Source organism: Aminobacter sp. NyZ550, from assembly GCF_025628925.2.
GTDB lineage: Bacteria > Pseudomonadota > Alphaproteobacteria > Rhizobiales > Rhizobiaceae > Aminobacter > Aminobacter ciceronei.
In genome coordinates, this window is record NZ_CP114190.1 from 735,181 (window position 1) to 758,483 (window position 23,303).

Below are 23,303 nucleotides of genomic sequence, written 5' to 3' on the forward strand. Positions count from 1 at the left end.
GACAGGCCCACTCACCGTCAGAACTCCTCGAGCAGGCGGTTTTCGCGGTAGAAGTCGCGTAGTTCGGCGAGTGCCGGGTGAGAGAGCGCGCGCTGCAGATAGTCCCTGATGCGCGGCAGGTGCCTGAGATATTGCGGCTTTCCATCGCGCCGGTCGAGGCGAACGAAAATGCCGAGGATCTTCGAATTCCGCTGCGCCGCCATGATGGCGTAGGCTTCGCGGAAGGAAGCCTCGTCGAAATCGCCTGTCTTATTGCGAGCGGCGACATAGGCATCGACGGTGCTGCGCTCGATGTCAGGCGACACGGTGACCCGCGCATCCATGGCGAGCGAGGCGACGTCGTAAGCAACGGGGCCGATCAGCGCGTCCTGGAAATCGACGATGCCGAGGCGGTCGTGGCCATGGCGATCGCTCCGCCAGATGATGTTGGGCGAATGGTAGTCGCGCAGGACAAGGCCATGTTGCTTGTCGGCGAGGCGGTCGAAGACGGCGTTCCAGGCTGTGCGGTAGCCGTCGCACAGCTCCGCCGAAGCGGGCGCACCTGTGACCGCCTTCACATACCATTCGACCAGCAGCTCGACCTCGATCATCAAAGCGTCGCGGTCGAAGGGCGGCACCTGGTGGACGACACCGGGCGCGGCCTCCAGCCGGTCGTCCCAATGTTTCCCGTGGATCATTGCCAGCAGTTCTGCCGCAGCTGCGTAGCGCTCGGTGACCGGCCTGCCCTCGGGATCGAGGAAAGCGCCTGAGCCGAGATGCTCGAGCAGCACGAAACCCTGGTCGAGGTCCTGGGCGACGATGCCCGGCACGGTGACGCCACCGGCGGCAAGCGCGCGATCGATGGCGGCGAAGGCGGCGACGGTCTGGGCGGTGTGCGCGATCTCGGCGTAGGGCTTGCCGTCACGCACGGGCGGACCGAGCGTCAGTCTCGGCGAGTTCATCAGCACCAGCGGTGCATGGCCTTCCCTGGTCACCGTCTCATAAGACCGCGCCGAGGCGTCGCCGATGAAACGGGCGCGATGAGCATCGCTGCACGCCGAGGCTACGAGGAAGTCGCGCATGGCGAGTGAGCGGGCGACACGGTCGAAGGCCGGTCCATCGCCTGTAATCGTGATGCGGCGGCCATCGCCCTCATGCTGGAACGCGATGCGCAGGCTGGTTGCCGGCATGGCATCAGTGGCGCGCTCAGGCCATTCGACCAGCGCCACGCCCGAGCTAACCGCCTCGTCGAAACCAAGCTCTTCCAGCTCCTCTGGCGAGGACAGGCGATAGAGGTCGAAATGATGGACGGCGACAGGCGTGTCGTAGCTCTGGACCAGCGTGAATGTCGGGCTCGGCACCTCATGGGCGGGATCGGCGGCCAGGGCGCGGATCAGGCCGCGCGCCAAAGTGGACTTGCCGGCGCCGAGATCGCCGTCCAGCAGGAACACGTCGCCAGGCCGCACGGCCATGGCGAGGTCCTCGCCCAGCTGCGTCGTGGCGGCCTCGTCGGGCAGGTGCCGTTCCAGCGATCTGGCCGTCGTCAAACCTGCTACTCCGCCGCGACCCGGACGCCGGCGGGCATGTCTGGGAACAGGCAGATGACGGTCGTGCCAAGATCCTTGCCGCTGTCGATCCGGACGGTGCCGCCATGCAGCTCAACGAAGCTCTTGACGATCGACAGGCCAAGGCCGGCGCCGCGCTTGCGGCCGCCGTTGACGCGGGATTCGAAGCGCTGGAACATGGTGTCGAGCACCTCGGGCGGCACACCCGGGCCGTCGTCATGGACCGAAAATTCGACGCCTTCGGCGCGCTGGCGGCAAGCGAGCGTGATGGTGCTGGCAGCCGGCGCGTAGTTCACCGCGTTGCTGAGCAGATTGTAGAGGATCTGGCGGACGCGGGTCTCGTCGCCGTTGAAGCTCTTCGGCGCGCCCTTGATCTCGATGGCAAGCTTGATCGAGTGCTCTTCCAGCCGGTCGGCGACGAGCTCGGCAGCAGCCTCGATGGCGCGATGGACATGCACTTCGGAGATATCGAGCTGCATGATGCCGGCGTCGACGGTAGCGAGGTCGAGGATGTCGTTTACGATGGTCAACAGCACGCCCGACGACGAGCCGATATGCTCGACATATTCGCGCTGGCGCGGCGACAGCGGTCCGGTGCCGGGCAGCGACAACAGCTCGGTGAAGCCGATGATGTTGGTCAGCGGCGAACGCAGCTCGTAGGAGACGTGCTGGACGAACTCGTTCTTGATCTGGTCGGCGCGCTGCAGCGCCTCGTTCTTGTCCTTCAGCGCGCGCTCGACATTGACGCTGTCGGTGACGTCGACGAAGGTCAGCATCACCTGGCCGTTGGGCAGGTGGATGACGGCATGCTGCAGCACCGAGCCGTTCTTGAGCTCGGTCTGGCCATGGCGGTCGCTGCGTTCGTCAAAGCCGGTGACGGCGGAGACGAAATCGCCCCACGGGCTGTTGTCGGCACGCGTGTCGCATTCGGCGCGGATGGCCGAGATGTGCGTGTTCTGCCGCAGCACCTCGTGCGAGACGCCCCAGAGCTGGCCGAAGGCCGGATTGAACAGGCGGATACGGCCATCTGGGCCAAAGACGACGACGCCTTCGGCAAGATTGTCGAGGGTTTCGCCCTGCACACGCACGGCTGTGGTGTAGCGGCTTTCGAGATCGATCCGCTCCGTCAGGTTCTCGAACACCCAGGTGACGCCGCCCTTGGGCTGCGGATTGGCGACGACGCGGATGGTGCGGCCGTCGGGCAGGTGCCAGAGGTGCTCCTGCGGATCGACGGCGCGATAGGCCGACAGCAGGTTCTCCTTCCAGCGGCGCCATTCCTGCTGCTCGGGCAGCTTGCGTTCGCTGCGCAGGCGGTCGAGCAGCAGCGCATTGTCGGGCGCGCTCGAAATGTAGCCGGCGTCGAGATCCCAGAGCTTCTGGAAGGCGTTGTTGTAGAAGCGCAGCTTCTGCCCGGCGTCGAAGGTGGCGACGGCGGTGGCAACCTGGTCGAGCGTATCGGCATGGCTGCGCACGACCTGGCTGTATTCCTCGCGGATGGCGTCGGCAGCGCTCATGTCGGCGGCGATGCCGGCCGAGCCTTCCTTGCCGACCAGATCGGTGACGGCAAACATCTTGCGGTCGCCATCGATGACGGTCGACAGTGTCTGCTGGAACAGCGGCTGCGTCTGGTGCTGCTGGACGATCGCCTCGCGCGATTGGGTGCCGAGAAATTCCTTGCCGTCGCGAATGGCGGCGGACGAATCCACCGCCTCGACGGCCTTGGCGAAGGCCTTGTTGACCCATTTCAGGCGGCCGTCGGCATCGCGCATCCAGAACGGCATGTCGATTGCGTCCAGCAGGCCGATCAGCGTCTCGTATTCGGCGCTCAGGCGCTGGTTTTCGAGCTTCAACCGCGCCTGCCCGCGCTGCGCTTCGGAAATCGAGACAAAGCGAACGATGACATGGGCACCGCTCTTGCGGCCATGGACCTCGAGCGCAGCATTGGCGTGGGTTTCGGCAATCAGTTCGAAGGCCGTGCCCTTGTCGCGCAAGGCAGCGATGGCGTTTTCGAGCGCTGCGGCCGAACGCGGCATCAGCCAGCGGCCAAAGCCAAGGAAGGCGGCACGATCATCCGGGGCCCCTGTCTCGATCGGCAGCGAACCGACGAGTTCGGGCTTCTTGTTCTCGTTGGCCCAGACGATGACGCGCTGGTCGCGCAAATTGAGCAGGGCCTCGGAGCGCTGCAGCGAGGCATTGAGATCGGCAACGCGGCCGCGCAGCTCGACATTCTCGGCGCTGATGCGGCCCTTCTCGCGGATCAGCGCGATTGCCGAGATCAAGGCAGCGCCCATCACGCCGACGAACATCGCAAGCTGGATGACTTCGACGGTGCTCACGGGCAGGCCGGCAATCGATGCCTGCTGGGCGTGGGCGAAGCCGAGAGGCGTGCAAATCGCAGTCGTGGCAAGGGCCGCGCTCGCCGCCCAACCGCCCACACGCCGCAAGGCATGCCAGGAGCGGCCTGCGGTCGCGTTCTGCGAATCCTCGTGGCCGCCGGAGACGGCCTGTCCCGCTGGAAGCGGGTATTCCCCCGGCATGTCTTGTTTCCTCTGTGCCGCCCGACTGCAAGACCGCCCCGTAGCGCCCGAAATTCCCGCCAAGAATGGGCGCGTGACGAATCATGTCACCATACCGCTTAGGCGAATCGACGTGAAGCAGGCGAGCCCCCAAAAAAGAAACCGGGCGAAAGTCAATCGCCCGGCTTCAATATCTAGTAGGTATTTTCGCTATGGTTAATAGCGGTAGTGTTCCGGCTTGAACGGACCCTTTGGCGTGACGCCGATATAGGTAGCCTGCTCATCGCTCAGCGTGGTCAGCTTGGCGCCGAGCTTGTCGAGATGCAGGCGCGCGACCTTCTCGTCGAGATGCTTGGGCAGGACATAGACTTCGTTCTTGTACTGGCCGGGCTTGGTCCAGAGCTCGATCTGGGCCAGCGTCTGGTTGGTGAACGAGGCCGACATGACGAAGCTCGGATGGCCGGTGGCGTTGCCGAGGTTGAGCAGACGGCCTTCCGACAAAAGGATCATGCGCTTGCCCCCCGGGAAGGTGATCATGTCGACCTGCGGCTTGACGTTGGTCCACTTCAGATTGCGCAGCGCGGCAACCTGGATCTCGTTGTCGAAGTGGCCGATGTTGCCGACGATGACCATGTCCTTCATCAGGCGCATGTGATCGAGGGTGATGACGTCCTTGTTGCCGGTCGTGGTGATGACGATGTCGGCGGTCGGAGCGGCATCCTCGAGGGTTACGACTTCAAAGCCGTCCATCGCCGCCTGCAGCGCGCAGATCGGATCGACTTCCGTGACCTTGACGCGGGCGCCGGCGCCCTGGAGCGAGGCGGCCGAACCCTTGCCGACGTCGCCGTAGCCGCAGACGACGGCGACCTTGCCGGCCATCATGACGTCGGTGCCGCGGCGGATGCCGTCGACCAGCGATTCCTTGCAGCCATACTTGTTGTCGAACTTCGACTTGGTGACCGAGTCGTTGACGTTGATCGCCGGGAAGGGCAGCAGGCCCTTCTTCTGCAGCTGGTAGAGACGATTGACGCCGGTCGTGGTCTCTTCGGTGACGCCGCGGATCGCAGCCTTGTGCTTGGCGAAGAAGCCCGGCGTCTCGGCCATGCGCTTCTTGATTTGGGCGAAAAGGATTTCTTCCTCTTCGCTGCCCGGATTGGACAGCACGTTTTCGCCTGCTTCAGCGCGAGCGCCGATCAGGATGTACATGGTGGCGTCGCCGCCATCATCGAGGATCATGTTGGTGGCGCCACCATCGGTCCACTGGAAGATCTGGTCGGTGTACTGCCAGTATTCCTCGAGCGTCTCGCCCTTGACTGCGAAGACCGGGATACCAGATTCGGCGATCGCCGCAGCGGCGTGGTCCTGCGTCGAAAAGATGTTGCACGAGGCCCAGCGGATGTCGGCGCCGAGAGCCTTCAGCGTCTCGATCAGCACCGCGGTCTGGATGGTCATGTGCAGCGAGCCGGAAATGCGTGCGCCCTTGAGCGGCTGTGCTTCACCGAACTCCTCGCGGCAGGCCATCAGGCCCGGCATTTCGGTTTCGGCGATCTCGATTTCCTTGCGACCCCAGCCGGCGAGCGAAATGTCGGCGACCAGATAATCCTTGCTACCCGTCATGGCTTGCTCCGATTCCTGTTTGCTGCGCGCCGAAGCGGGAGGCTTGAGAGGGCGCGCGAAAGATCGGCCTGACTACCAGATCAGGCCGTCATCGACAATGGGACATAAAGAAATCTTTATTCGTGCATGTCACTGGGCAGATAACCCGGCGATCAGCACTCCTCGCCAAAACGCGCGGCAACGAGTGTCGCAAGCGCTTCCATCGCCTGGTCGGCCTCGGGGCCGCTTGCGGTCACCCGGATCGTGCAGCCGGGACTGGCGGCCAGCATCATCAGGCCCATGATCGAGGTGCCGCCAACGGAAATGCCGTCCTTCTCGACGCTGATCGAGGCTTCGAACTCGCCGGCGATCTGCACGAACTTCGCCGAAGCGCGCGCATGCAGGCCCCTCTGGTTGACGATGGCGAGGTCGCGGACGACGTGGCCCTTCTCGGGCGAGTAGGGCATGCCGCTCATTTGCCGCTCAGCACCTGGCTTGCAACGTTGATGTATTTGCGTCCTGCCGCCTGCGCTTCGTCGAGCGCGCCGGACATGTTGTCGGCCTTGCGAACGCTGGTCAGCTTGATCAGCATTGGCAGGTTCATGCCGGCGATGACCTCGACACGGCCGGCCTCCATCACCGAGATGGCGAGATTCGACGGCGTGCCCCCGAACATGTCGGTCAGGACGACGACGCCGGCACCGGTGTCGGCGCGGGCGACGGCGTTGATGATGTCGCTGCGGCGCTGCGCCATATCATCGTCGGCGCCGATTGAGACGGTCTCGAAATTCTCCTGCGGTCCGACGACGTGTTCCACGGCATGGCGGAACTCCTCAGCCAGTTGACCGTGCGTCACAAGCACGAGTCCGATCATTCTGTCATGGCTCCCGTCATGGCCCTTTCACAGCCGCGCAGTATTTTTGCCGCCTTGCGGGCGGGAGCGCTATCTTGTCGACGGCGAGGGCGTTTACAAGCCCCAATTTACGGCAAGACATGCCATTTTGACGCAATGCAGCAAAAATGTTGGGCAGCCTCAGGCTGGAAACCGGGCGCCGAGCAGCGCCAGCAGCGCGGGTGTGGCCACTGCGATTTCGCGCTCCGCGAGCATCAGTTTTGGCACTTTGCAACCCAAGAGAAGCTCACTTGCGTCCTCGGGCAGCCGCTCCACCGCGCCGGCCGGAACCAGCCTGACAAGCAGGTCGACCGTTGTCGCGGCCTCATGTTCGACGGGGATTGGGCCGCCGCCTCTGACTTCAACGAGACCGGCGATCGTTGACGGCGCATGGCAGACGAGCCGACCCTGATGGGCCGACAGGAAAACCTGATCGTCGGATACCAGCCGGGCAAAACGGTTGCCGGCGCGAAATTTTTCGACAAGCGCAAGAGCCAGTGACGATTTGCCTGAGCCCGACGGTCCGGCAATCAGCACGCCGCGATCGCCGAGTACTATCGCCGTCGCATGCATGTTGGTCGGCGCCACGGATCAGCTTTCGGCCGGGAAGGCGACAATGAAACGCGCACCCTTGAGTTCGCCCGGCTTGGTGCCGGTGATGTTCTCGGCCGTCAGCGTGCCGCCATGGGCTTCGACGATCTGGCGGCTGATCGAGAGGCCGAGGCCGGAGTTCTGGCCGAAGGCTTCGCTGGCGGGCCGGTCGGTGTAGAAGCGCTCGAAGATGCGGTCGATGTTTTCGGCGCGGATGCCGGGACCGTTGTCCTCGACAGTGATGACGTTGAACTTGCCGACGCGTGCAAGCGAAATGGCGATGTGGCCATGCTCGTCGGGCACGAAGGAGCGGGCATTCTCGATCAGGTTGGTGATGACCTGGCCGATGCGCAGATCGTGGCCGGCGACATTGTAGTTCTTCACGCCGGCCGGCAACTTGGCAGGGGTGAATTCGATCTCGACCGGCTTCTTGTGGCGGCCGCTCTCCCGCGACACCGAGACTAGGTCGCCGATGAACTTCTTGAGATCGACCCTGCTGGCGTCCTCGCGGGCCAGTTCGGCATCGAGGCGCGAAGCGTCGGAAATGTCGGTGATCAGCCGGTCAAGCCGGCGCACGTCGTGCTGGATGACCTCCATCAGGCGCGCCCGCGAACTTTCATTCTTGGCCAGCGGCAAGGTCTCGACGGCGCTGCGCAGCGAGGTCAGCGGGTTCTTGAGCTCGTGGCTGACGTCGGCAGCAAAGCTCTCGATCGCTTCGATACGGTTGTAGAGCGCGTTGGTCATGTCGCGCACGGCGACCGACAGGTTGCCGATCTCGTCCTGGCGATCCGAGAAATCGGGAATCTCGTCGCGGTTCTTGCTACCGCGCCGGACGCGATTGGCTGCAGCCGAGAGGCGGCGCAGGGGCGTGGCGATCGTCGAGGCCAGAACCATCGAAAGGATGGCGGTGACCAGTGCCGCGACACCGAAGACGCGCAGAATGGCCTTTTGCTCGGCCGCCACGATCTTGTCGATGTCGCCGCCTTCGGTCGACAGCATCAACACGCCGAGAACAGCGCGGAAACGCTGGATCGGAACGGCGACGGAGACGATCTGCTCGCCCTGCTCGCTGACGCGCACGATGGTCGCGGGACCGCCGGTCAGAGCCTGGACGACTTCCGGGAAGGCAGCGCCATTGCCGCCCGGCTGCTCCTTGTAGACCGGCAGGGAGCTGTCGACGAAGAAGTCGAAGATGAATTTCTGCGCCCGCTCGATCAGCGTCGGCTCTTCTTCCTCCACCGGCGGCAGGTCGTAGCGCAGGATCTGGTGGCGCGAGTCGAGCAAAAGGTTGGCGTCGCGGTCGTAGATGCGGGCGCGGGTGCGGGTCGGCGAGATGACCCGCCGCAGCAGCGGCGCGACACGCTCCGGATTGATCGGGAAATCGAGGCTGTCGAGCTGGTCGGTGCCGGGGCCAAGGCTTTCGCCGGCCTGCAGCTCGAGCAGCTTTTCCGGATCGATCCTGATGGCATCGGTTTCGACCGTTGCCGACGAGGCGATGGCGCCGGCAATGATGCCGCCCTGCGTCATCAGGCTTTCGACGCGTGCCTCGATCAACGCGCCGCGGAACGCGTTGAGATAGAAGATGCCCGCCACCAGCACCGCCAGTCCGGCGAGGTTGAGGAACAGGATGCGGCGGGTCAGGCTCGAGAAGAAATAATGGCCGAGCAGGCGGCTCAGGCGAATCCGGGTCCGGTCGAGAAACAGCAGACGCCCGCGCGGCCGCTTGGAGGCGGCCGCCGGCTTCCTGATCTCTGCGTCCATCGCCATGTGATCTCAGCCCTCGCCGATATCACGCTTCGCGGAATCTGTAGCCGACACCGTAGAGGGTTTCGATCATCTCGAAGTCGTCGTCGACAGCCTTGAACTTCTTGCGCAGGCGCTTGATGTGGCTGTCGATGGTGCGGTCGTCGACATAGACCTGCTCATCATAAGCCGAATCCATCAGAGCGTCGCGGCTCTTGACCACGCCCGGGCGCTGCGCCAGCGAGTGCAGGATCAGGAATTCGGTGACGGTGAGCACGACCGGCTCGCCCTTCCAGGTACAGGTGTGGCGCTCCTGGTCCATCACCAGTTGGCCGCGCTCGAGCGAGCGAGCCTGCTGCGCCGGCGCCTTGGTCGCCGCCTCGCGGGCGCTTGCCCGGCGCAGCACCGCGCGGACGCGCTCGACCAGCAGGCGCTGCGAGAACGGCTTGCGGATGAAATCGTCGGCGCCCATCTTGAGGCCGAAGAGTTCGTCGATTTCGTCATCCTTGGAGGTCAGGAAGATGACCGGCAGGTCAGTCTTCTGGCGCAGCCGGCGCAACAGTTCCATACCATCCATGCGCGGCATCTTGATGTCGAGGATGGCGAGGTTCGGCGGACGCGCGGCCAGCCCTTCGAGCGCAGACGCACCATCCGTATAGGTCTCGACGCGATAGCCCTCGGACTCGAGTGCGATCGAAACCGACGTCAAAATGTTGCGGTCGTCGTCGACAAGCGCGATCGTTGCCATTTCCAGCGGCTCCCTCATGAGCGGGTGTCCCTTCCTGCTTAGAGCAGGGCTTGTGCAGGACAAATTAGGTACAAAATGTGGCATAGCCTCCGTTCGAGGGGAGCGCAACCGCCATGCCTTGTGCTCGCCTTATATGGGGCGGCGGCGCCAAAGCTCGAACAAAAAACTGCCGATCTTGTGTGGACCGGCGGGCGCTTGCACACCTTTTAAACGATTTAGACAAATTTCAAAATTTTTAAATCGATTAATGATTTGATATCGCTGATCTTTTCTGTTTCAGCCTGCCTCAGTCCCGTTGGGACAGCGGCGTCCGGCCCGATGACCGGACACAGCGTCAAAGCTACGAGGCTTCACTAAATGACCGAAACCGGTAAGCGAAATCCCGCCTGCGGGATCGAAACGGCAGGGCTCAAAACGTCGGGCACCGTCCGTTACAACTTTGGCGCTGCATTTCTCACCGAAGAAGCCATTCGCCGCGGCGAGGCGAAGCTGACCGCCCATGGCGCGCTGGTCGCCGAGACTGGCCAGCACACCGGCCGTTCGCCCAAGGACAAGTTCGTCGTGCGCGACGAAAACACCGAAGCCCATGTCTGGTGGGACAACAACAAGCCGATCAGCCGCGCCCAATTCGACGCGCTGCACGCCGATTTCCTGGCCCAGGCGGCCGACAAGGACCTCTATGTCCAGGACCTGATCGGCGGCGCCGACCGCTCGCTCTGCCTGCCGACGCGCGTCGTCACCGAATTCGCCTGGCACTCGATGTTCATCCGCAACCTGCTGATCCGTCCGACGGCGGCAGAGCTTGCGACCTTCGTACCCGAAATGACGATCATCGACCTGCCGTCCTTCCGCGCCGACCCGGCCCGCCACGGCACCCGCACCGAGACGGTGATCGCCGTCGACCTGACCCGCATGATCGTGCTGATCGGCGGCACGGCCTATGCCGGCGAGATGAAGAAGTCGGTGTTCACCGCGCTCAACTACCTCTTGCCGACCAAGGGCGTGATGCCGATGCACTGCTCGGCCAATGAAGGCCCCGACGGCGACGCCGCCGTGTTCTTCGGCCTGTCGGGCACCGGCAAGACGACGCTGTCGGCCGACCCCAAGCGCACGCTGATCGGCGACGACGAGCATGGCTGGGGCCCGGACGGTATCTTCAACTTCGAGGGCGGCTGCTACGCCAAGACCATCCGCCTGTCGGCAGAGGCCGAACCGGAAATCTTCGCCACCACCCAGCGTTTCGGCACCGTGCTCGAGAACGTGGTTCTGGACGAGAATCGCGTTCCCGACTTCGACGACGGCTCGCGCACCGAAAACACCCGCTGCGCCTATCCGCTCGACTTCATCCCGAATGCCAGCGCCACCGGCCAGGCCAGCCACCCGAAGAACATCATCATGCTGACGGCCGATGCCTTCGGCGTGATGCCGCCCATCGCCAAGCTGACCCCGGCGCAGGCGATGTATCACTTCCTGTCGGGCTACACGGCCAAGGTCGCCGGCACCGAGCGTGGCGTGACCGAGCCGGAAGCGACCTTCTCGACCTGCTTTGGCGCGCCCTTCATGCCGCGCCACCCCTCGGAATACGGCAACCTGCTGCGCCAGCTGATCGCCGAGCACAATGTCGACTGCTGGCTCGTCAACACCGGCTGGACCGGCGGCGCTTATGGCACCGGCTCGCGCATGCCGATCAAGGCAACGCGCGCGCTGCTGTCGGCAGCACTCGACGGCTCTCTGAACGCGGTCGAGTTCCGCACCGATGCGAATTTCGGCTTCGCCGTTCCGGTCTCGGTGCCGGGCGTCGACAGCAAGATCCTCGACCCGCGTTCGACCTGGGCCGACGGCGCTGCCTATGACCGCCAGGCCAAGAAGCTGGTGTCGATGTTCGTCGACAATTTCGGCAAGTTCGAAAGCCATGTCGACGCTTCCGTTCTGGGTGCAGCACCGCAGGTGCGCGAAGCCGCCGAGTAACGCTGGCATCGACCGAACAAACATCGAAAGGCCCGGCCAAGCGCCGGGCCTTTTCTTTTGCGCAAAGGCACGGCATGACTTCACGCATGAGCGCCGACGACAAGATTTTCATCGCCAATGACGTGGTCATCCATCCCGATGACCTCGAGGAGAACTTCATCCGCTCCTCGGGGCCGGGTGGCCAGAACGTCAACAAGGTGGCGACAGCCGTGCAGCTGCGCTTCGACGCCGCCAACGCACCGGGGCTGCCCGAGCGCGTGCGCGAACGCACAATCAAGCTCGCCGGGCAGAAGGCGACCAAGGACGGCGTCATCGTCATCGAAGCCGGGCGCTACCGGACGCAGGAGCAGAACCGCGCCGATGCGCGCGCCCGGCTCACCGCGCTTGTCGCCAAGGCGGCCGAGCCGCCACCGCCGCCACGCAAGAAGACCAAACCGACCAAGGGTTCGGTCGAACGCAGGCTGAAAACCAAGTCCGGCCGCTCGACGGTCAAGAAGCTGCGCGGGCGGGTCGACGGCGACTAGGGCCTGCGTCTGACCGCGGAAACACAGCCTTCGGTTGCCGCTTCCAATTTGGTCCCGCAGATGCCAAGTTTCGGCGACTGCCATAGCAAGGGAGACCACGAATGGGCATGTTCGATTTCGTCAAGAATGTCGGCAAGAAGCTTGGCTTCGGGGACGACGAGGCACCATCAGCGGAGACGCTGAAGAAGGAGCTCGATTCGCACAAGCTCGGTACCGACAACGTGCAGGTCGTGGTCAAGGGCGACACTGCCGTGCTGACCGGCGTGGTCAAGGATCAGTCGATCTTCGAAAAAGCGGTCATCGCCGTCGGCAACACGCTTGGCGTGTCCAAGGTGCAGGCCGACGAGCTCAAGGTCGTGGCGCCGGACTCCGGCCTCAAGCTCGACGGCAATGTCGACATGACCGAGCTGGTCAAGGCTTCGACGCCAGCCAAGGCGCCGGTGTTCTACACCGTCAAGAAGGGCGACAATCTGTCGAAGATCGCCGAAGCTCAGTACGGCAAGGGCAAGGCGTCGAAATACACCGTCATCTTCGAGGCCAACAAACCGATGCTGACGCACCCCGACAAGATCTATCCCGGCCAGGTGCTGCGTATCCCCGATATCGCGACGGCCTGAGCCGAAGACACTCGGTTCATGCGAACGGCGGCTTTCGGGTCGCCGTTTTGCGTTTCAGCTGGCATTCTGGACGGCCAGATCGAACAAGGCAGCTTAGACGTGCTCGTATTGCCCAAAGGCGTCCGCCACATGCCAGGCTTTCTCACCCGCGAGGTGCAGGAAGGATTGGTCGAAAGCATCCGTGAGGTGGTGAAGGCAGCGCCGCTCTACACGCCCGCCATGCCCAGGACCGGCAAGGAAATGAGCGTGCGCATGACCAATTGCGGTTCGCTCGGCTGGGTCACCGACAAGGAGCGTGGCTATCGCTACCAGCCTGAGCATCCGGTAATGGGCGATCCATGGCCGCCGATCCCCGAGACCTTGCTTGCGCTGTGGCGCGAGGTTTCGGGCTACCCGCATCCGCCGGAAGCCTGTCTCGTCAATTTCTACACCGACGCGGCCAAGATGGGCCTGCACCAGGATCGCGACGAAAAAGAATTCGACGCGCCTGTCGTCTCGGTGTCGCTGGGAGATGCCTGCCTGTTTCGGGTCGGCGGTAGCAGGCGCGACGACAGGACGGTATCGTTCCGACTGGAAAGCGGCGACGTGGTGGTGCTTGGCGGGGAGGGGCGGTTGGCCTTCCACGGCGTCGACCGCATCTATCCGATGACCTCGGCGCTGCTGAAGCAGGGTGGTCGTATCAACCTGACGCTAAGACGCGTGACCAAGCCGGCTGCGGCGTAAGCGGCCGAACTCTCAAAGCTTGCGGATCGCCACTTCCTCGACCAGGTGGCCGGCGCCCTTCTTCAGGATCAGGTCGGCGCGCGGACGCGTCGGCAGGATGTTCTCGCGCAGGTTCTTCAGGTTGATGTTGGCCCAGAGCCCCTCGGCGATGGCACGTGCGGCATCTTCCGACAGCTGCGAATAACGATGGAAGAAGGATTGTGGATTGCGAAAGGCGGTTTCGCGCAGCCGCATGAAGCGGTCGATGTACCACTCGTGGATGATCTGTTCGTCGGCGTCGATATAGATCGAGAAATCGAAGAAATCGGAGACGAAGGGCACGAACTTGCCATCCTTGGGCAGTTCGCGCGGCTGCAGCACGTTGATGCCCTCGAAGATCAGGATGTCCGGCCGGTCGACGGTGACGAATTCGCCGGGCATCACGTCATAGGTCAGGTGCGAGTAGACAGGAGCGCGGACATTGGGCTGGCCCGACTTGATCGCCGAGAGGAAACGCAGCAGGGCGCCGACATCGTAGCTGTCGGGAAAACCCTTGCGCTCCATCAGATTGTCGCGGCGCAGCACCTCGTTGGGATGCAGGAAGCCGTCCGTCGTCACGAGGTCGACCTTCGGGCTCGACGGCCAGCGGGTCAGCAGCTCTTTCAGGATACGTGCCGTCGTCGACTTGCCGACTGCAACCGAGCCGGCCATGCCGATGATGAAGGGCGTCTTAGTGCCCTTCTTCTCCGAGTTGAAGAAGCGCTGGCGTTGGCGGAACAGCTGCTGGCTGGTCTCGACATGGGCCGAGAGCAGTCGCGATAGCGACAGATAGATGCGCCTGACCTCGTCGAGGTCGATCGGCTCGTACATCGAACTCAGCCGCTGGACCTCGTCGGCGGTCAGCGTCATCGACATGTCGGCGCCAAAGCCCGCCCAATGCTCGGCGGAGAAGAACCAGTAGGGGGAGTATTTGTCCGTCGGTGCGAGCTGATCCATCGACTGTTCCCTGCGGCGGCCGACCAAAGTCAGCCTTGGTTCTTGCGCGAGGCCTTTTCGGCAATTCCGGACTGCGAGGTGCGCCGCTCCAGTTCGGCCATCACCTCCGCCATCGGAATGCCGGCGACGGCCAGCACGACGAGCCAATGATAGAGGAGATCGGCACTTTCCGAAACGAGCCCGGCGTCATCGCCCTTGACCGCGGCGATGACCGTTTCGACCGCCTCTTCGCCAAGCTTCTTGGCCGCACGTTCCATGCCCGACTGGTAGAGCTTGGCGGTCCATGAATTGGCATCGCCCGAGCGGGCACGCTCGGCGACGATCTTTTCCAGGTCGGAAAGGGAGAATGCGCTCATCTTCGCCTCGGCAAAAAGGTCAGCCATTGGGGTCCAGCCGCATCGGCAAGCCCGCTTTTGCCATGTGCGCCTTGGCCTCGGCAATGGTGTAGGTGCCGAAGTGGAAGATCGAGGCGGCGAGCACGGCCGTGGCGTGGCCGTCGCGGATGCCCGCGACCATGTGGTCGAGGTTGCCGACGCCGCCCGAGGCGATGACCGGCGCACGCACCGCATCCGCCACCGCGCGTGTCAGCGCAATGTCATAGCCGATCTTGGTGCCGTCGCGGTCCATCGAGGTGAGCAGGATCTCGCCGGCGCCGAGGTCGACGACCTTGCGGGCAAACTCGACGGCGTCGATGCCGGTGCGCTCGCGTCCGCCATGGGTGAAGATCTCCCAGCGATCAGTCTCGTTGGCCTGCGATACCTTCTTGGCGTCGATGGCGACGACGATGCACTGGTTGCCGAACTTGTCGGCGGCCTCGGCGACAAAGGACGGGTTCTTCACAGCCGCCGTGTTGATCGACACCTTGTCGGCGCCGGCGAGCAGCAGCTTGCGGATGTCGGCAACCTGGCGCACGCCGCCGCCGACGGTCAGCGGCATGAAGCACTGCTCGGCAGTGCGGGCGATGACGTCGAAGATGGTCTCGCGGTTGTCGGATGAGGCGGTAATATCGAGGAAACAGAGTTCGTCGGCGCCGGCGGCGTCATAAGCCTTGGCAGCCTCGACCGGATCACCGGCATCGATCAGGTCGACGAAGTTGACGCCCTTGACGACGCGGCCGTCTTTCACGTCCAGACACGGAATAACGCGAGCTTTAAGGGTCATTTCCGTTCCTCGAAAAGGCCCGGCTCGGGCTTGAGCGTGCCGCGCAGAATGGCCAGCGCCTGGGCCGGGTCGATTCGGCCGTCATACAGCGCGCGGCCGGAGATGGCACCTTCGAGCTTCCTGGCGTCGGGCATGGTCATGCGGACGATATCGGCCAGCGAGGCGAGACCGCCCGAGGCGATGACCGGGATCGAGACGGCCTCGGCGAGGTCGATGGTCGAATCCCAGTTGATGCCGGCCAAAACGCCGTCGCGGTCGATGTCGGTGTAGATGATGGCGGCGACGCCGGCACCTTCGAACTTCTTCGCCAGTTCGACGACACCCAGGCTGGACGCCTCGGCCCAGCCCTCTACGGCAACCTTGCCGCCCTTGGCGTCAATGCCGACGGCAACCTTGCCGGGGAACTTTTTGCAGGCTTCCTTGACCAGCTCGGGATCGCGCACGGCGACAGTGCCGAGGATGACGCGGGCAAGGCCCTTGGAGAGCCAGCTCTCGATATGGGCGAGCGAACGGATGCCGCCGCCGAGCTGGACCGGGTTCTTCGTCGCCTTGAGGATCGCCTCGACGGCCGAACCATTGACGCTCTCACCGGCGAAGGCGCCGTTGAGGTCGACCACGTGCAGCCAATCGAAACCTTGGTCCTCGAAGGCTTTGGCCTGGGCGCCGGGGTCGTCGTTGTAGACGGTTGCCTGGTCCATGTCGCCGAGCTTGAGGCGCACGCACTGGCCGTCCTTGAGGTCGATGGCGGGGAAAAGGATCATGCTCAGACGCCTTCGACGATGACGAACTTGCCGACGGAGGCGGCGTGGCGAAGCTTCACCACCTCCTGGTAAGCGGGGGAGTGGTAGCAGGCGATCGCCTGCTCGTAGGATTCGAACTCGACCAGGACGTGGCGGTTGCCGGTCGGGCCTTCGGGCTGGTCGTACTGGCCGCCGCGCACCAGAAGCTTGGCGCCATAGGGCGCGATCGCGGCAAGGTTGGCGGCGACGTAGGCCGGATAGGCCTCAGGATCGGTAATCTCGATCATCGCCATCCAGTAGGCCTTCTTGGTCGTCATGGCTTCCACCTCAGGAAATTGGCAATAAGCCCAAGGCCAAGCGCCTGGCTCTTTTCGGGATGAAACTGAGTGCCGACAAGATTGTCGCGCGCGACCGCCGCAGTGACCCGGCCGCCATAGTCGGTCGTGGCCAGCACTTCTTTTTCGCGGCTGGCATCGAGATGGTAGGAGTGCACGAAATAGGCGTGCAGCCCTTGCGGCCCGGTGGCGATATCCTTGAACACCGGATGGTCGTGTTTCACGTGAATCGTGTTCCAGCCGATCTGCGGGATCTTGAGCGTCGGGTCGGTTGGCGTGATCTCCTTGACGTCACCCGCGATCCAGCCGAAGCCTTCGGTGACGGTCTTTTCCAACCCGCGCTCGGACATCAGCTGCATGCCGACGCAGATACCGAGGAAGGGATGCGCCTTGCGGATGGCGACCTCCTCGACCGCTTCCCACATGCCGTCGACGGCGCGCAGGCCACGAGCGCAATCGGCATAGGCACCAACGCCGGGAAGCACGATGCGGTCTGCCGAACGCACGCGGTCGGCATCGGCGGTCAGCTCTATCTCGGCCGCGATGCCGGCTTCGCGAGCGGCACGTTCGAAGGCCTTGGTTGCCGAGCGCAGATTGCCCGAACCGTAGTCGATGATGGCGACGCGCATGTCAGTTTCTTCCGGGATAGTGCAGGAGGCCGAGTGCTGCACCCGAGGTTTGCGGGCGCGGCGATGCGGTTGGGGAGATGGCGACGGCAGCCGGCTGTGGCTCTTCTGTCACGTCGTCGGCGGCATAGAGGTAGCGCATTTCGGCGTCCTCGATGGTGTCGGCCTCGATCACGCCCCATTGGCGCCAGCCGGCGCGACGCAGGGCGGCGACCCTGAGCGCACCGCCTTCGAGGCCGACATAAAGCGAGATGAGCAGCGACAGCAGCGGCACGGCTGCGATCAGCTCGGTCCACTCGCCGACAGCGCCGAGGGCAAGCGTGACCGCGAAGGTCAGTGCCGCAAGCACCCAGAGCCGATGCCACAGCATCCACAAAAGCGGAGCGATGAAGCCGAAGAAATAGAAGCCGTCGCGGACGAAGACGGCGCCTTCCGAGGCGTTTTTTCCTGCCGAGGCAGGCGGCTCCATGACGACATGGATGGCCATGGCTATCCCTTCAGGCTGCCCTTGGTCGAGGGTACTGCGTCAGGCTGGCGCGGATCGCTTTCAAGGGCCATGCGCAGCGCGCGCGCCACGGCCTTGAAGCAGGTTTCGGCGATGTGATGGTTGTTGGCGCCGTAATGGTTGGTGACGTGCAGCGTGATGCCGGCGTTCTGCGCCAGCGCCTGGAAGAATTCGCGCACCAGCTCGGTGTCGAAGGTGCCGATCTTGGGCGCCGAGAAATTGACGTTCCAGACCAGGAACGGGCGGCCCGACACGTCGATGGCGGCGCGCGTCAGCGTCTCGTCCATGGCGAGGTCGATCGAGGCATAACGCATGATGCCGCGGCGGTCGCCGAGCGCTTTGGAAAGGGCCTGGCCGATGGCGATGCCGCAATCCTCGACGGTGTGGTGATCGTCGATATGCAGATCACCCTTGGCCGAAACCTTCATGTCGATCAGCGAATGCCTGGAGAGCTGGTCGAGCATATGGTCGAAGAAACCGACGCCGGTGGCCATTTCCGAACGGCCGGTGCCGTCGACATGGACCGAAACCGAAATCTCGGTTTCCTTGGTCTTGCGGCTGACTTCGGCGGAACGGGGGGCCATTGGCGGATCCTTGTCCTCAAAAACGAGATGCTAATAACAGCATGTTCGGCCGGTTGCCAATCGCCGCGAAAGGGCATTTCGTGATGCGGCGTGACGATTTGCAATCCTTGCGCCGCGTCATACATAAGACGCCAACTTCCACTCGTAACGCGCAAGCCGCCATTGAGGGGCCGCGCGCCATCGGAGCAACATATGTCCAATGAACAGAGCATGCACGCCACGACCATCGTGACCGTGCGCAAGGGCAACAAGGTGGTCATCGCCGGCGACGGCCAGGTCAGCCTCGGCCAGACCATCATGAAGGGCAATGCCCGCAAGGTCCGCCGTCTCGGCAAGGGCAATGTAATCGCCGGTTTTGCCGGCGCCACCGCCGACGCCTTCACGCTTCTCGAAAGGCTCGAAGCCAAGCTCGAGCAGTATCCCGACCAACTGACTCGCGCCTGTGTCGAGCTCGCCAAGGACTGGCGCACCGACCGCTATCTGCGCCGCCTCGAGGCGATGATGCTGGTGGCCGACAAGAACGTGTCGCTGGCGCTGACCGGCACCGGTGACGTGCTGGAGCCGGAATTCGGCGTCATGGCCATCGGCTCGGGCGGCAATTACGCGCTCGCTGCGGCGCGTGCACTGATGGACACCGACAAGGACGCCGAGGAAATCGCCCGCAAGGCGATGCAGATCGCCGCCGACATCTGCGTCTACACCAACCACAGCTTCGTGGTTGAGACGCTCGATGTGGCATGAGCATGAGCGGCGTAACCTGTTCCGCGGGCGCAGCCCTGCCTCCGCGGCGCAGGGCGCTGCGACTGCCTGGCCGGTTAGATCTTGCGCCGGTCGACGACCGTAACTTCGCGGCATGCGAGCGGGTTGGGCAAGCGATCGATGCGATGGTCGCCGGGTGGCTCGCCAGCCGCGGCTACGACAGGCTGTTCGTAACGCTCGCCACGCCGGACTTCGCAAAGGGCCTGTCCGCGCTCGTTCGTTCGCTGCGGACGGTCAGCGACGTCCCCGTTCTTATCCTCACGCAGGGCAATTTCGTGCCCGATGTCGAGGCCGACGACGTGGCATTCCTCGAGGTGCCCCCATTGCTGCGCCTCGGCCACACCTTCCCCGCCGATGCGCAGCATCTCGCGGTAACGCTCAGCAAGTTATGGGTCTTTTCGCTGACCCGACCGGCGCGCGTCGTCTTCATCGACGCAGACTGCCTCGTGCTCCAGCCCATCGACGATCTCTTCGACGGTGAGGACTTCGCAGCGGTGCCCGATCTCTTCATCAACTACGAGACACCCGCCTTTAACGCGGGTGTCTTCGCCTTCACGCCATCCGCCGAAATCAGTCGCGGGCTCTTCCAGCGGCTGCCGGAGCTTTCGGTAGGGGACGGCGATCAGGGCATCCTTAACGCCTTCTTTCCCAACTGGCGGCAGTTGCCGCAGGGGTTCAACTTCCTGCGCGCCCATGCGCTCGTGCGCGCGCAGGCCCGGGACCAGGCGCTCAGGATCGTGCACTACACGCCCGCGAAGCCCTGGCTGCCCGCTCCCGTTTCGCCGCGCGACCCGGTGCTCGCCCCACTCGACGAGCTCTGGACAGAGCGGCTGACGCCCGTCGAGCATGTCGCGCTGGTGCGTGATTGGCGCGCACGCCTGGCCACGGCCGAAACCAACATCGCCTCGTGGATGGGGCCGGATGCCGCAAAATTGCGTCAGGACGACATGGGTTTTGCTGACGGAAGGAAGCGTCGCAGACACGAGCGGCGCTTGAAATGCTGGCTCGGCGCGCTTGTCGTCCTGCAGGTCGTGCAGGCGAGTTTTCTTGCCTGGCTGCTTCTCCACCAGGCGAATGCATGGAAGTGAGGAGATTGAATGCCGTCCTACACATTCCGATCCGTCGAGCTGGACGACCTGCCTATGCTTGCCAAGTGGCTGGCCGAGCCGCATGTCGCCGAATGGTGGGACGATCCGGAGACCGAGATCGCTGAGATCAAGGAACACATCGACAGCATCTCGGTCGAGCCGCTGATCATCGAACTGGACGGAAAGCCGATCGGCTACCTCCAGAGCTACGACCCGCACATGGAGGACGACCATCCTTACCAGGACCAGCCTTTCGGCACGCTCGGCGTCGACTTGACGATCGGCGTGCCTGAATTGGTCGGCAAGGGCCATGGCTCGGCGATCCTCGCCCAGTTCGTCGAGGAGCTGTTCGAGGAGGGCGTGCCACGCGTGATCATTGACCCGCACCCCGACAACAAGCGGGCGATCCGGGCCTATGAGAAGGCCGGCTTTGTGGCGTTCGACACGCGGACCTCCGAATATGGTCCGGCGCTGATGATGGCGCGCGATGCCGACGAGGAGGATTTCGACGCATGAGCAGTGCGCAGGAAATGCTCGCCATATCGCCGGATGTGCTGCGAACAGCGGTCGAGAGCGGATTGGTGACGGCCGAACAGGCGCAAGGCCTGCGCGAGCTGGAACAGGCCAGGGCACAGCTGAGGGAGGCGGAACCGCATGACGACGAAAAGTTCCGCTTCATCAGCGGCTTCTCCGACATCTTCGTGACCATTGGCCTCGGGCTTTTCCTCGGCGCCCTCGGCTACTTCTCCGGCGACGCACTCGGCAATGCCGGCATGTTCGCCGTCATCGCCGTGGCAAGCTGGCTTCTGGCCGAATACTTCACCCGCCGGCAGCGCATGGCGCTGCCCAGCATCGTGTTGCTTCTTGTCTATGCCGGGGCGCTGTTTTTCACGGTCGCGGAAGCCTTCAACCCCAGCCTCAGCTTTGGGATAGGGCTCGGCAACCATGGCGGCCTGCCGATCGTCATCGCCGGACTTGTGACCGCTGCAGCCACCGCATTGCACTACAGGCGTTTCCGGGTGCCGGTCACGATCGCGGCCGGCGTAGCCGCCCTCGTCGCCTCTGCCGTCGGCCTGCTGTTCATGCTGGCGCCCGACTTCGCCGAGCAGGCGGCCAAGCCATTGCTGCTGGCCTGCGGCCTGGCCGTTTTCACGCTCGCGATGCGCTTCGACCTGAGCGATCCGCAGCGCCAAACACGTCGTACCGACATAGCCTTCTGGCTGCACATGTTGGCGGCGCCGCTGATCGTGCATCCGCTGATCAGCGGGCTCGTCGGAGAGTCCGGTTCTGACGTCCTATCGGCCTGGAGCATCCTTGCTATCTTCGTCGGGCTGGCGTTTGTCGCGCTCGTCGTCGACAGGCGCGCCATCCTCGTTTCCGGCTTGTCTTATGCCGGCTTCGCCTTTGGCGCACTGGCCGTGAAGGCAGGGCTGTCGGACAGCGTCGTGCCGCTGACCATGCTGGTGCTTGGTGCGCTGGTGCTGCTGCTCAGCGCCGGCTGGCATACGCTGCGGCGTGCCCTTCTGTCACTGCTGCCCGGTGCCCTTGCGCGCCGGCTTCCAGCCCATACATAAGCCCCAACTGAGTATTCGAGAGTATCGACATGTCCACATTCTCCCCCCGTGAGATCGTTTCCGAACTCGACCGCTTCATCATCGGCCAGAAGGACGCCAAGCGCGCCGTGGCGATTGCCCTGCGCAACCGCTGGCGCCGGCAGCAGCTGGAAGGCCAGATGCGCGAAGAGGTCATGCCCAAGAATATCCTGATGATCGGACCGACCGGCGTCGGCAAGACCGAAATCTCGCGCCGCCTCGCCAAGCTGGCCGGCGCGCCCTTCGTCAAGGTCGAAGCCACCAAGTTCACCGAGGTCGGTTATGTCGGCCGCGACGTCGAGCAGATCATCCGCGACCTCGTCGAAATCGCCATCGGCCTGGTGCGCGAAAAGATGCGCGAGGACGTCAAGGCACGCGCCCACGTCAACGCCGAAGAACGCGTGCTTGAGGCCCTCGTCGGCAAGACCGCCAGCCCGGCCACCCGCGACTCGTTCCGCAAGAAGCTGCGCGACGGCGAACTCGACGACAAGGAAATCGAGGTCCAGGTCGCCGACGCCGGCAATGGCGGCATGCCCGGCTTCGACATTCCCGGCATGCCCGGCGGCAACATCGGCGTGCTCAACATCAACGACATGCTGCAGAAGGCGATGGGCGGCCAGCGCACCAAGTCGCGCAAGACCACCGTCAAGGAATCCTACGCGCTGCTGATCGGCGATGAGTCCGACAAGCTTCTCGACCAGGACGAGGTGGTTCGCCGGGCGCTGGAAGTGACAGAGAACGAAGGCATCGTCTTCCTCGACGAGATCGACAAGATCGCGCGCGGCGACGTCCATGGCGGCCCGTCGCGCGAAGGCGTGCAGCGTGACCTGCTGCCGCTCGTCGAAGGCACGACGGTGGCGACCAAGTATGGCCAGGTGAAGACCGACCACATCCTGTTCATCGCCTCGGGTGCCTTCCACGTCTCCAAGCCCTCGGACCTTCTGCCGGAACTGCAGGGCCGCCTGCCGATCCGTGTCGAGCTCCGTGCGCTGGAGAAGGACGACTTCCGCCGCATCCTGACGGAGACGGAAGCCAGCCTGATCAAGCAGTACATCGCGTTGATGGAGACCGAAGGCGTCAACCTCGAGTTCACCGACGACGCCATCGATGCGCTCGCCGGCATCGCCGTCGACCTCAACGCCAGCGTCGAGAACATCGGCGCGCGGCGCCTGCAGACGGTGATGGAGCGCGTGCTCGACGAGATCTCCTACGACGCGCCGGATCGCAACGGCACGACGGTGAAGATCGACGCCGCCTATGTGCAGAAGCATGTCGGCGACCTCTCGAGGAACACCGACCTGTCGCGCTTCATCCTCTAGGCCTGGTTCGGCCGGCTCGGGATACGGGCCGGCCATTCCTTGCGGCAGCTGCGGAAGATGTGGCCGAATGGTTCCATCCGGCCAGCTTTCGCCTGACACCGGAGACAATATCCTCGACTAAGCCGAGGGCATTTCCTAGTTTGCCCTGACAAAGCTT

The 23,303-nt window shown here is 64.0% G+C and carries 25 protein-coding genes; 9 read left to right on the plus strand and 16 right to left on the minus strand.

Annotation, left to right across the window (positions count from 1 at the left end; all coding sequences use genetic code 11):
• Positions 1–17: 17 nt before the first annotated feature.
• From tsaE to N7E70_RS03605, 8 genes are all read right to left on the minus strand, one after another.
• Entirely contained in the window at positions 18–1,526 is a 1,509-nt protein-coding gene (gene tsaE, locus N7E70_RS03570) for a tRNA (adenosine(37)-N6)-threonylcarbamoyltransferase complex ATPase subunit type 1 TsaE (RefSeq protein WP_263005557.1), read from the minus strand.
• 5 nt (positions 1,527–1,531) lie between these two features.
• On the minus strand, positions 1,532–4,081 hold the full coding sequence (locus N7E70_RS03575) for a sensor histidine kinase (RefSeq protein ID WP_263005558.1): 2,550 nt from the start codon (positions 4,079–4,081) through the stop codon (positions 1,532–1,534).
• Positions 4,082–4,276: 195 nt separating this feature from the next.
• Positions 4,277–5,677: an adenosylhomocysteinase gene (gene ahcY / locus N7E70_RS03580; RefSeq protein WP_067955742.1), complete on the minus strand. Its 1,401-nt coding sequence runs from the start codon at positions 5,675–5,677 to the stop codon at positions 4,277–4,279.
• Positions 5,678–5,829: 152 nt separating this feature from the next.
• A complete protein-coding gene (locus N7E70_RS03585; RefSeq protein ID WP_067955743.1) occupies positions 5,830–6,132 on the minus strand; it encodes an HPr family phosphocarrier protein in 303 nt (100 codons plus the stop codon).
• Complete coding sequence (locus tag N7E70_RS03590) at positions 6,129–6,530, minus strand: PTS sugar transporter subunit IIA (RefSeq protein ID WP_067955745.1); 402 nt, start codon at positions 6,528–6,530, stop codon at positions 6,129–6,131. The genes N7E70_RS03585 and N7E70_RS03590 overlap by 4 nt, the downstream gene beginning before the upstream one ends.
• Before the next feature lie 159 nt (positions 6,531–6,689).
• On the minus strand, positions 6,690–7,136 hold the full coding sequence (locus N7E70_RS03595; protein WP_263005559.1) for an HPr kinase/phosphorylase: 447 nt from the start codon (positions 7,134–7,136) through the stop codon (positions 6,690–6,692).
• 3 nt (positions 7,137–7,139) lie between these two features.
• Positions 7,140–8,900 (minus strand): sensor histidine kinase, encoded by a 1,761-nt coding sequence (locus N7E70_RS03600; RefSeq protein WP_182574514.1) that lies wholly within the window; start codon positions 8,898–8,900, stop codon positions 7,140–7,142.
• A 28-nt stretch (positions 8,901–8,928) separates the two neighbouring features.
• Positions 8,929–9,630 carry a response regulator transcription factor gene (locus N7E70_RS03605; protein WP_263005589.1) on the minus strand — a complete coding sequence of 234 codons (702 nt, stop codon included), beginning with the start codon at positions 9,628–9,630 and terminating at the stop codon, positions 8,929–8,931.
• A 357-nt stretch (positions 9,631–9,987) separates the two neighbouring features.
• Between N7E70_RS03605 and N7E70_RS03610 the strand changes: the two genes are divergently transcribed.
• From N7E70_RS03610 to N7E70_RS03625, 4 genes are all read left to right on the plus strand, one after another.
• The gene (locus tag N7E70_RS03610) at positions 9,988–11,598 is read left to right on the plus strand and encodes a phosphoenolpyruvate carboxykinase (RefSeq protein ID WP_263005560.1); all 1,611 of its coding nucleotides are present in this window, start codon (positions 9,988–9,990) and stop codon (positions 11,596–11,598) included.
• 86 nt (positions 11,599–11,684) lie between these two features.
• Positions 11,685–12,122, plus strand: coding sequence for an alternative ribosome rescue aminoacyl-tRNA hydrolase ArfB (gene arfB / locus N7E70_RS03615; protein ID WP_192312825.1), 438 nt, complete (start codon positions 11,685–11,687; stop codon positions 12,120–12,122).
• 101 nt (positions 12,123–12,223) lie between these two features.
• A complete protein-coding gene (lysM, locus tag N7E70_RS03620) occupies positions 12,224–12,739 on the plus strand; it encodes a peptidoglycan-binding protein LysM (protein ID WP_263005561.1) in 516 nt (171 codons plus the stop codon).
• Positions 12,740–12,838: 99 nt separating this feature from the next.
• A complete protein-coding gene (locus N7E70_RS03625) occupies positions 12,839–13,462 on the plus strand; it encodes an alpha-ketoglutarate-dependent dioxygenase AlkB family protein (protein WP_263005562.1) in 624 nt (207 codons plus the stop codon).
• Between the two features lie 12 nt (positions 13,463–13,474).
• On the opposite strand, the gene coaA is transcribed toward N7E70_RS03625, so the two are convergent.
• The 8 genes from coaA to hisB are packed head-to-tail and all read right to left on the minus strand — an operon-like array spanning position 13,475 to position 18,388.
• Positions 13,475–14,437: a type I pantothenate kinase gene (coaA, locus tag N7E70_RS03630; RefSeq protein ID WP_263005563.1), complete on the minus strand. Its 963-nt coding sequence runs from the start codon at positions 14,435–14,437 to the stop codon at positions 13,475–13,477.
• A 29-nt stretch (positions 14,438–14,466) separates the two neighbouring features.
• Complete coding sequence (locus N7E70_RS03635) at positions 14,467–14,793, minus strand: phosphoribosyl-ATP diphosphatase (RefSeq protein ID WP_263005564.1); 327 nt, start codon at positions 14,791–14,793, stop codon at positions 14,467–14,469.
• Positions 14,794–14,812: 19 nt separating this feature from the next.
• Entirely contained in the window at positions 14,813–15,598 is a 786-nt protein-coding gene (gene hisF, locus N7E70_RS03640; RefSeq protein WP_263005565.1) for an imidazole glycerol phosphate synthase subunit HisF, read from the minus strand.
• Entirely contained in the window at positions 15,595–16,359 is a 765-nt protein-coding gene (hisA, locus tag N7E70_RS03645) for a 1-(5-phosphoribosyl)-5-[(5-phosphoribosylamino)methylideneamino]imidazole-4-carboxamide isomerase (protein ID WP_263005566.1), read from the minus strand. The genes hisF and hisA overlap by 4 nt, the downstream gene beginning before the upstream one ends.
• A gap of 2 nt (positions 16,360–16,361) precedes the next feature.
• Positions 16,362–16,655, minus strand: coding sequence for a DUF1330 domain-containing protein (locus N7E70_RS03650; RefSeq protein WP_263005567.1), 294 nt, complete (start codon positions 16,653–16,655; stop codon positions 16,362–16,364).
• Positions 16,652–17,302 carry an imidazole glycerol phosphate synthase subunit HisH gene (gene hisH / locus N7E70_RS03655; RefSeq protein WP_263005568.1) on the minus strand — a complete coding sequence of 217 codons (651 nt, stop codon included), beginning with the start codon at positions 17,300–17,302 and terminating at the stop codon, positions 16,652–16,654. The genes N7E70_RS03650 and hisH overlap by 4 nt, the downstream gene beginning before the upstream one ends.
• 1 nt (position 17,303) lies before the next feature.
• Positions 17,304–17,786, minus strand: coding sequence for a DUF2628 domain-containing protein (locus N7E70_RS03660; protein WP_263005569.1), 483 nt, complete (start codon positions 17,784–17,786; stop codon positions 17,304–17,306).
• A 2-nt stretch (positions 17,787–17,788) separates the two neighbouring features.
• Positions 17,789–18,388, minus strand: coding sequence for an imidazoleglycerol-phosphate dehydratase HisB (gene hisB / locus N7E70_RS03665; protein ID WP_067955771.1), 600 nt, complete (start codon positions 18,386–18,388; stop codon positions 17,789–17,791).
• Between the two features lie 192 nt (positions 18,389–18,580).
• Here hisB and hslV point away from each other — a divergent pair, with 192 nt between their 5' ends.
• Genes hslV through hslU form a run of 5 tightly spaced genes read left to right on the plus strand, consistent with a single transcriptional unit; the run spans position 18,581 to position 23,146 of the window.
• Complete coding sequence (gene hslV / locus N7E70_RS03670) at positions 18,581–19,129, plus strand: ATP-dependent protease subunit HslV (RefSeq protein ID WP_263005570.1); 549 nt, start codon at positions 18,581–18,583, stop codon at positions 19,127–19,129.
• A 2-nt stretch (positions 19,130–19,131) separates the two neighbouring features.
• Complete coding sequence (locus tag N7E70_RS03675; RefSeq protein WP_263005571.1) at positions 19,132–20,235, plus strand: glycosyltransferase; 1,104 nt, start codon at positions 19,132–19,134, stop codon at positions 20,233–20,235.
• A gap of 9 nt (positions 20,236–20,244) precedes the next feature.
• Positions 20,245–20,751 carry a GNAT family N-acetyltransferase gene (locus N7E70_RS03680; protein WP_263005572.1) on the plus strand — a complete coding sequence of 169 codons (507 nt, stop codon included), beginning with the start codon at positions 20,245–20,247 and terminating at the stop codon, positions 20,749–20,751.
• The gene (locus N7E70_RS03685; protein ID WP_263005573.1) at positions 20,748–21,809 is read left to right on the plus strand and encodes a hypothetical protein; all 1,062 of its coding nucleotides are present in this window, start codon (positions 20,748–20,750) and stop codon (positions 21,807–21,809) included. The genes N7E70_RS03680 and N7E70_RS03685 overlap by 4 nt, the downstream gene beginning before the upstream one ends.
• A gap of 29 nt (positions 21,810–21,838) precedes the next feature.
• Positions 21,839–23,146: an ATP-dependent protease ATPase subunit HslU gene (gene hslU / locus N7E70_RS03690; RefSeq protein ID WP_263005574.1), complete on the plus strand. Its 1,308-nt coding sequence runs from the start codon at positions 21,839–21,841 to the stop codon at positions 23,144–23,146.
• Positions 23,147–23,303: the final 157 nt, after the last annotated feature.

Bases quoted from the DNA above. Each gene is read 5' to 3' on its own strand.
- N7E70_RS03575 (WP_263005558.1), bottom strand. From the start codon at position 4,081: ATGCCGGGGGAATACCCGCTTCCAGCGGGACAGGCCGTCTCCGGCGGC.
- ahcY (WP_067955742.1), bottom strand. From the start codon at position 5,677: ATGACGGGTAGCAAGGATTATCTGGTCGCCGACATTTCGCTCGCCGGC.
- N7E70_RS03585 (WP_067955743.1), bottom strand. From the start codon at position 6,132: ATGAGCGGCATGCCCTACTCGCCCGAGAAGGGCCACGTCGTCCGCGAC.
- N7E70_RS03590 (WP_067955745.1), bottom strand. From the start codon at position 6,530: ATGATCGGACTCGTGCTTGTGACGCACGGTCAACTGGCTGAGGAGTTC.
- N7E70_RS03600 (WP_182574514.1), bottom strand. From the start codon at position 8,900: ATGGACGCAGAGATCAGGAAGCCGGCGGCCGCCTCCAAGCGGCCGCGC.
- N7E70_RS03605 (WP_263005589.1), bottom strand. From the start codon at position 9,630: ATGGCAACGATCGCGCTTGTCGACGACGACCGCAACATTTTGACGTCG.
- N7E70_RS03610 (WP_263005560.1), top strand. From the start codon at position 9,988: ATGACCGAAACCGGTAAGCGAAATCCCGCCTGCGGGATCGAAACGGCA.
- arfB (WP_192312825.1), top strand. From the start codon at position 11,685: ATGAGCGCCGACGACAAGATTTTCATCGCCAATGACGTGGTCATCCAT.
- lysM (WP_263005561.1), top strand. From the start codon at position 12,224: ATGGGCATGTTCGATTTCGTCAAGAATGTCGGCAAGAAGCTTGGCTTC.
- coaA (WP_263005563.1), bottom strand. From the start codon at position 14,437: ATGGATCAGCTCGCACCGACGGACAAATACTCCCCCTACTGGTTCTTC.
- N7E70_RS03635 (WP_263005564.1), bottom strand. From the start codon at position 14,793: ATGAGCGCATTCTCCCTTTCCGACCTGGAAAAGATCGTCGCCGAGCGT.
- hisF (WP_263005565.1), bottom strand. From the start codon at position 15,598: ATGACCCTTAAAGCTCGCGTTATTCCGTGTCTGGACGTGAAAGACGGC.
- hisA (WP_263005566.1), bottom strand. From the start codon at position 16,359: ATGATCCTTTTCCCCGCCATCGACCTCAAGGACGGCCAGTGCGTGCGC.
- N7E70_RS03650 (WP_263005567.1), bottom strand. From the start codon at position 16,655: ATGACGACCAAGAAGGCCTACTGGATGGCGATGATCGAGATTACCGAT.
- hisH (WP_263005568.1), bottom strand. From the start codon at position 17,302: ATGCGCGTCGCCATCATCGACTACGGTTCGGGCAATCTGCGCTCGGCA.
- N7E70_RS03660 (WP_263005569.1), bottom strand. From the start codon at position 17,786: ATGGCCATCCATGTCGTCATGGAGCCGCCTGCCTCGGCAGGAAAAAAC.
- hisB (WP_067955771.1), bottom strand. From the start codon at position 18,388: ATGGCCCCCCGTTCCGCCGAAGTCAGCCGCAAGACCAAGGAAACCGAG.
- hslV (WP_263005570.1), top strand. From the start codon at position 18,581: ATGTCCAATGAACAGAGCATGCACGCCACGACCATCGTGACCGTGCGC.
- N7E70_RS03675 (WP_263005571.1), top strand. From the start codon at position 19,132: ATGAGCGGCGTAACCTGTTCCGCGGGCGCAGCCCTGCCTCCGCGGCGC.
- N7E70_RS03680 (WP_263005572.1), top strand. From the start codon at position 20,245: ATGCCGTCCTACACATTCCGATCCGTCGAGCTGGACGACCTGCCTATG.
- N7E70_RS03685 (WP_263005573.1), top strand. From the start codon at position 20,748: ATGAGCAGTGCGCAGGAAATGCTCGCCATATCGCCGGATGTGCTGCGA.
- hslU (WP_263005574.1), top strand. From the start codon at position 21,839: ATGTCCACATTCTCCCCCCGTGAGATCGTTTCCGAACTCGACCGCTTC.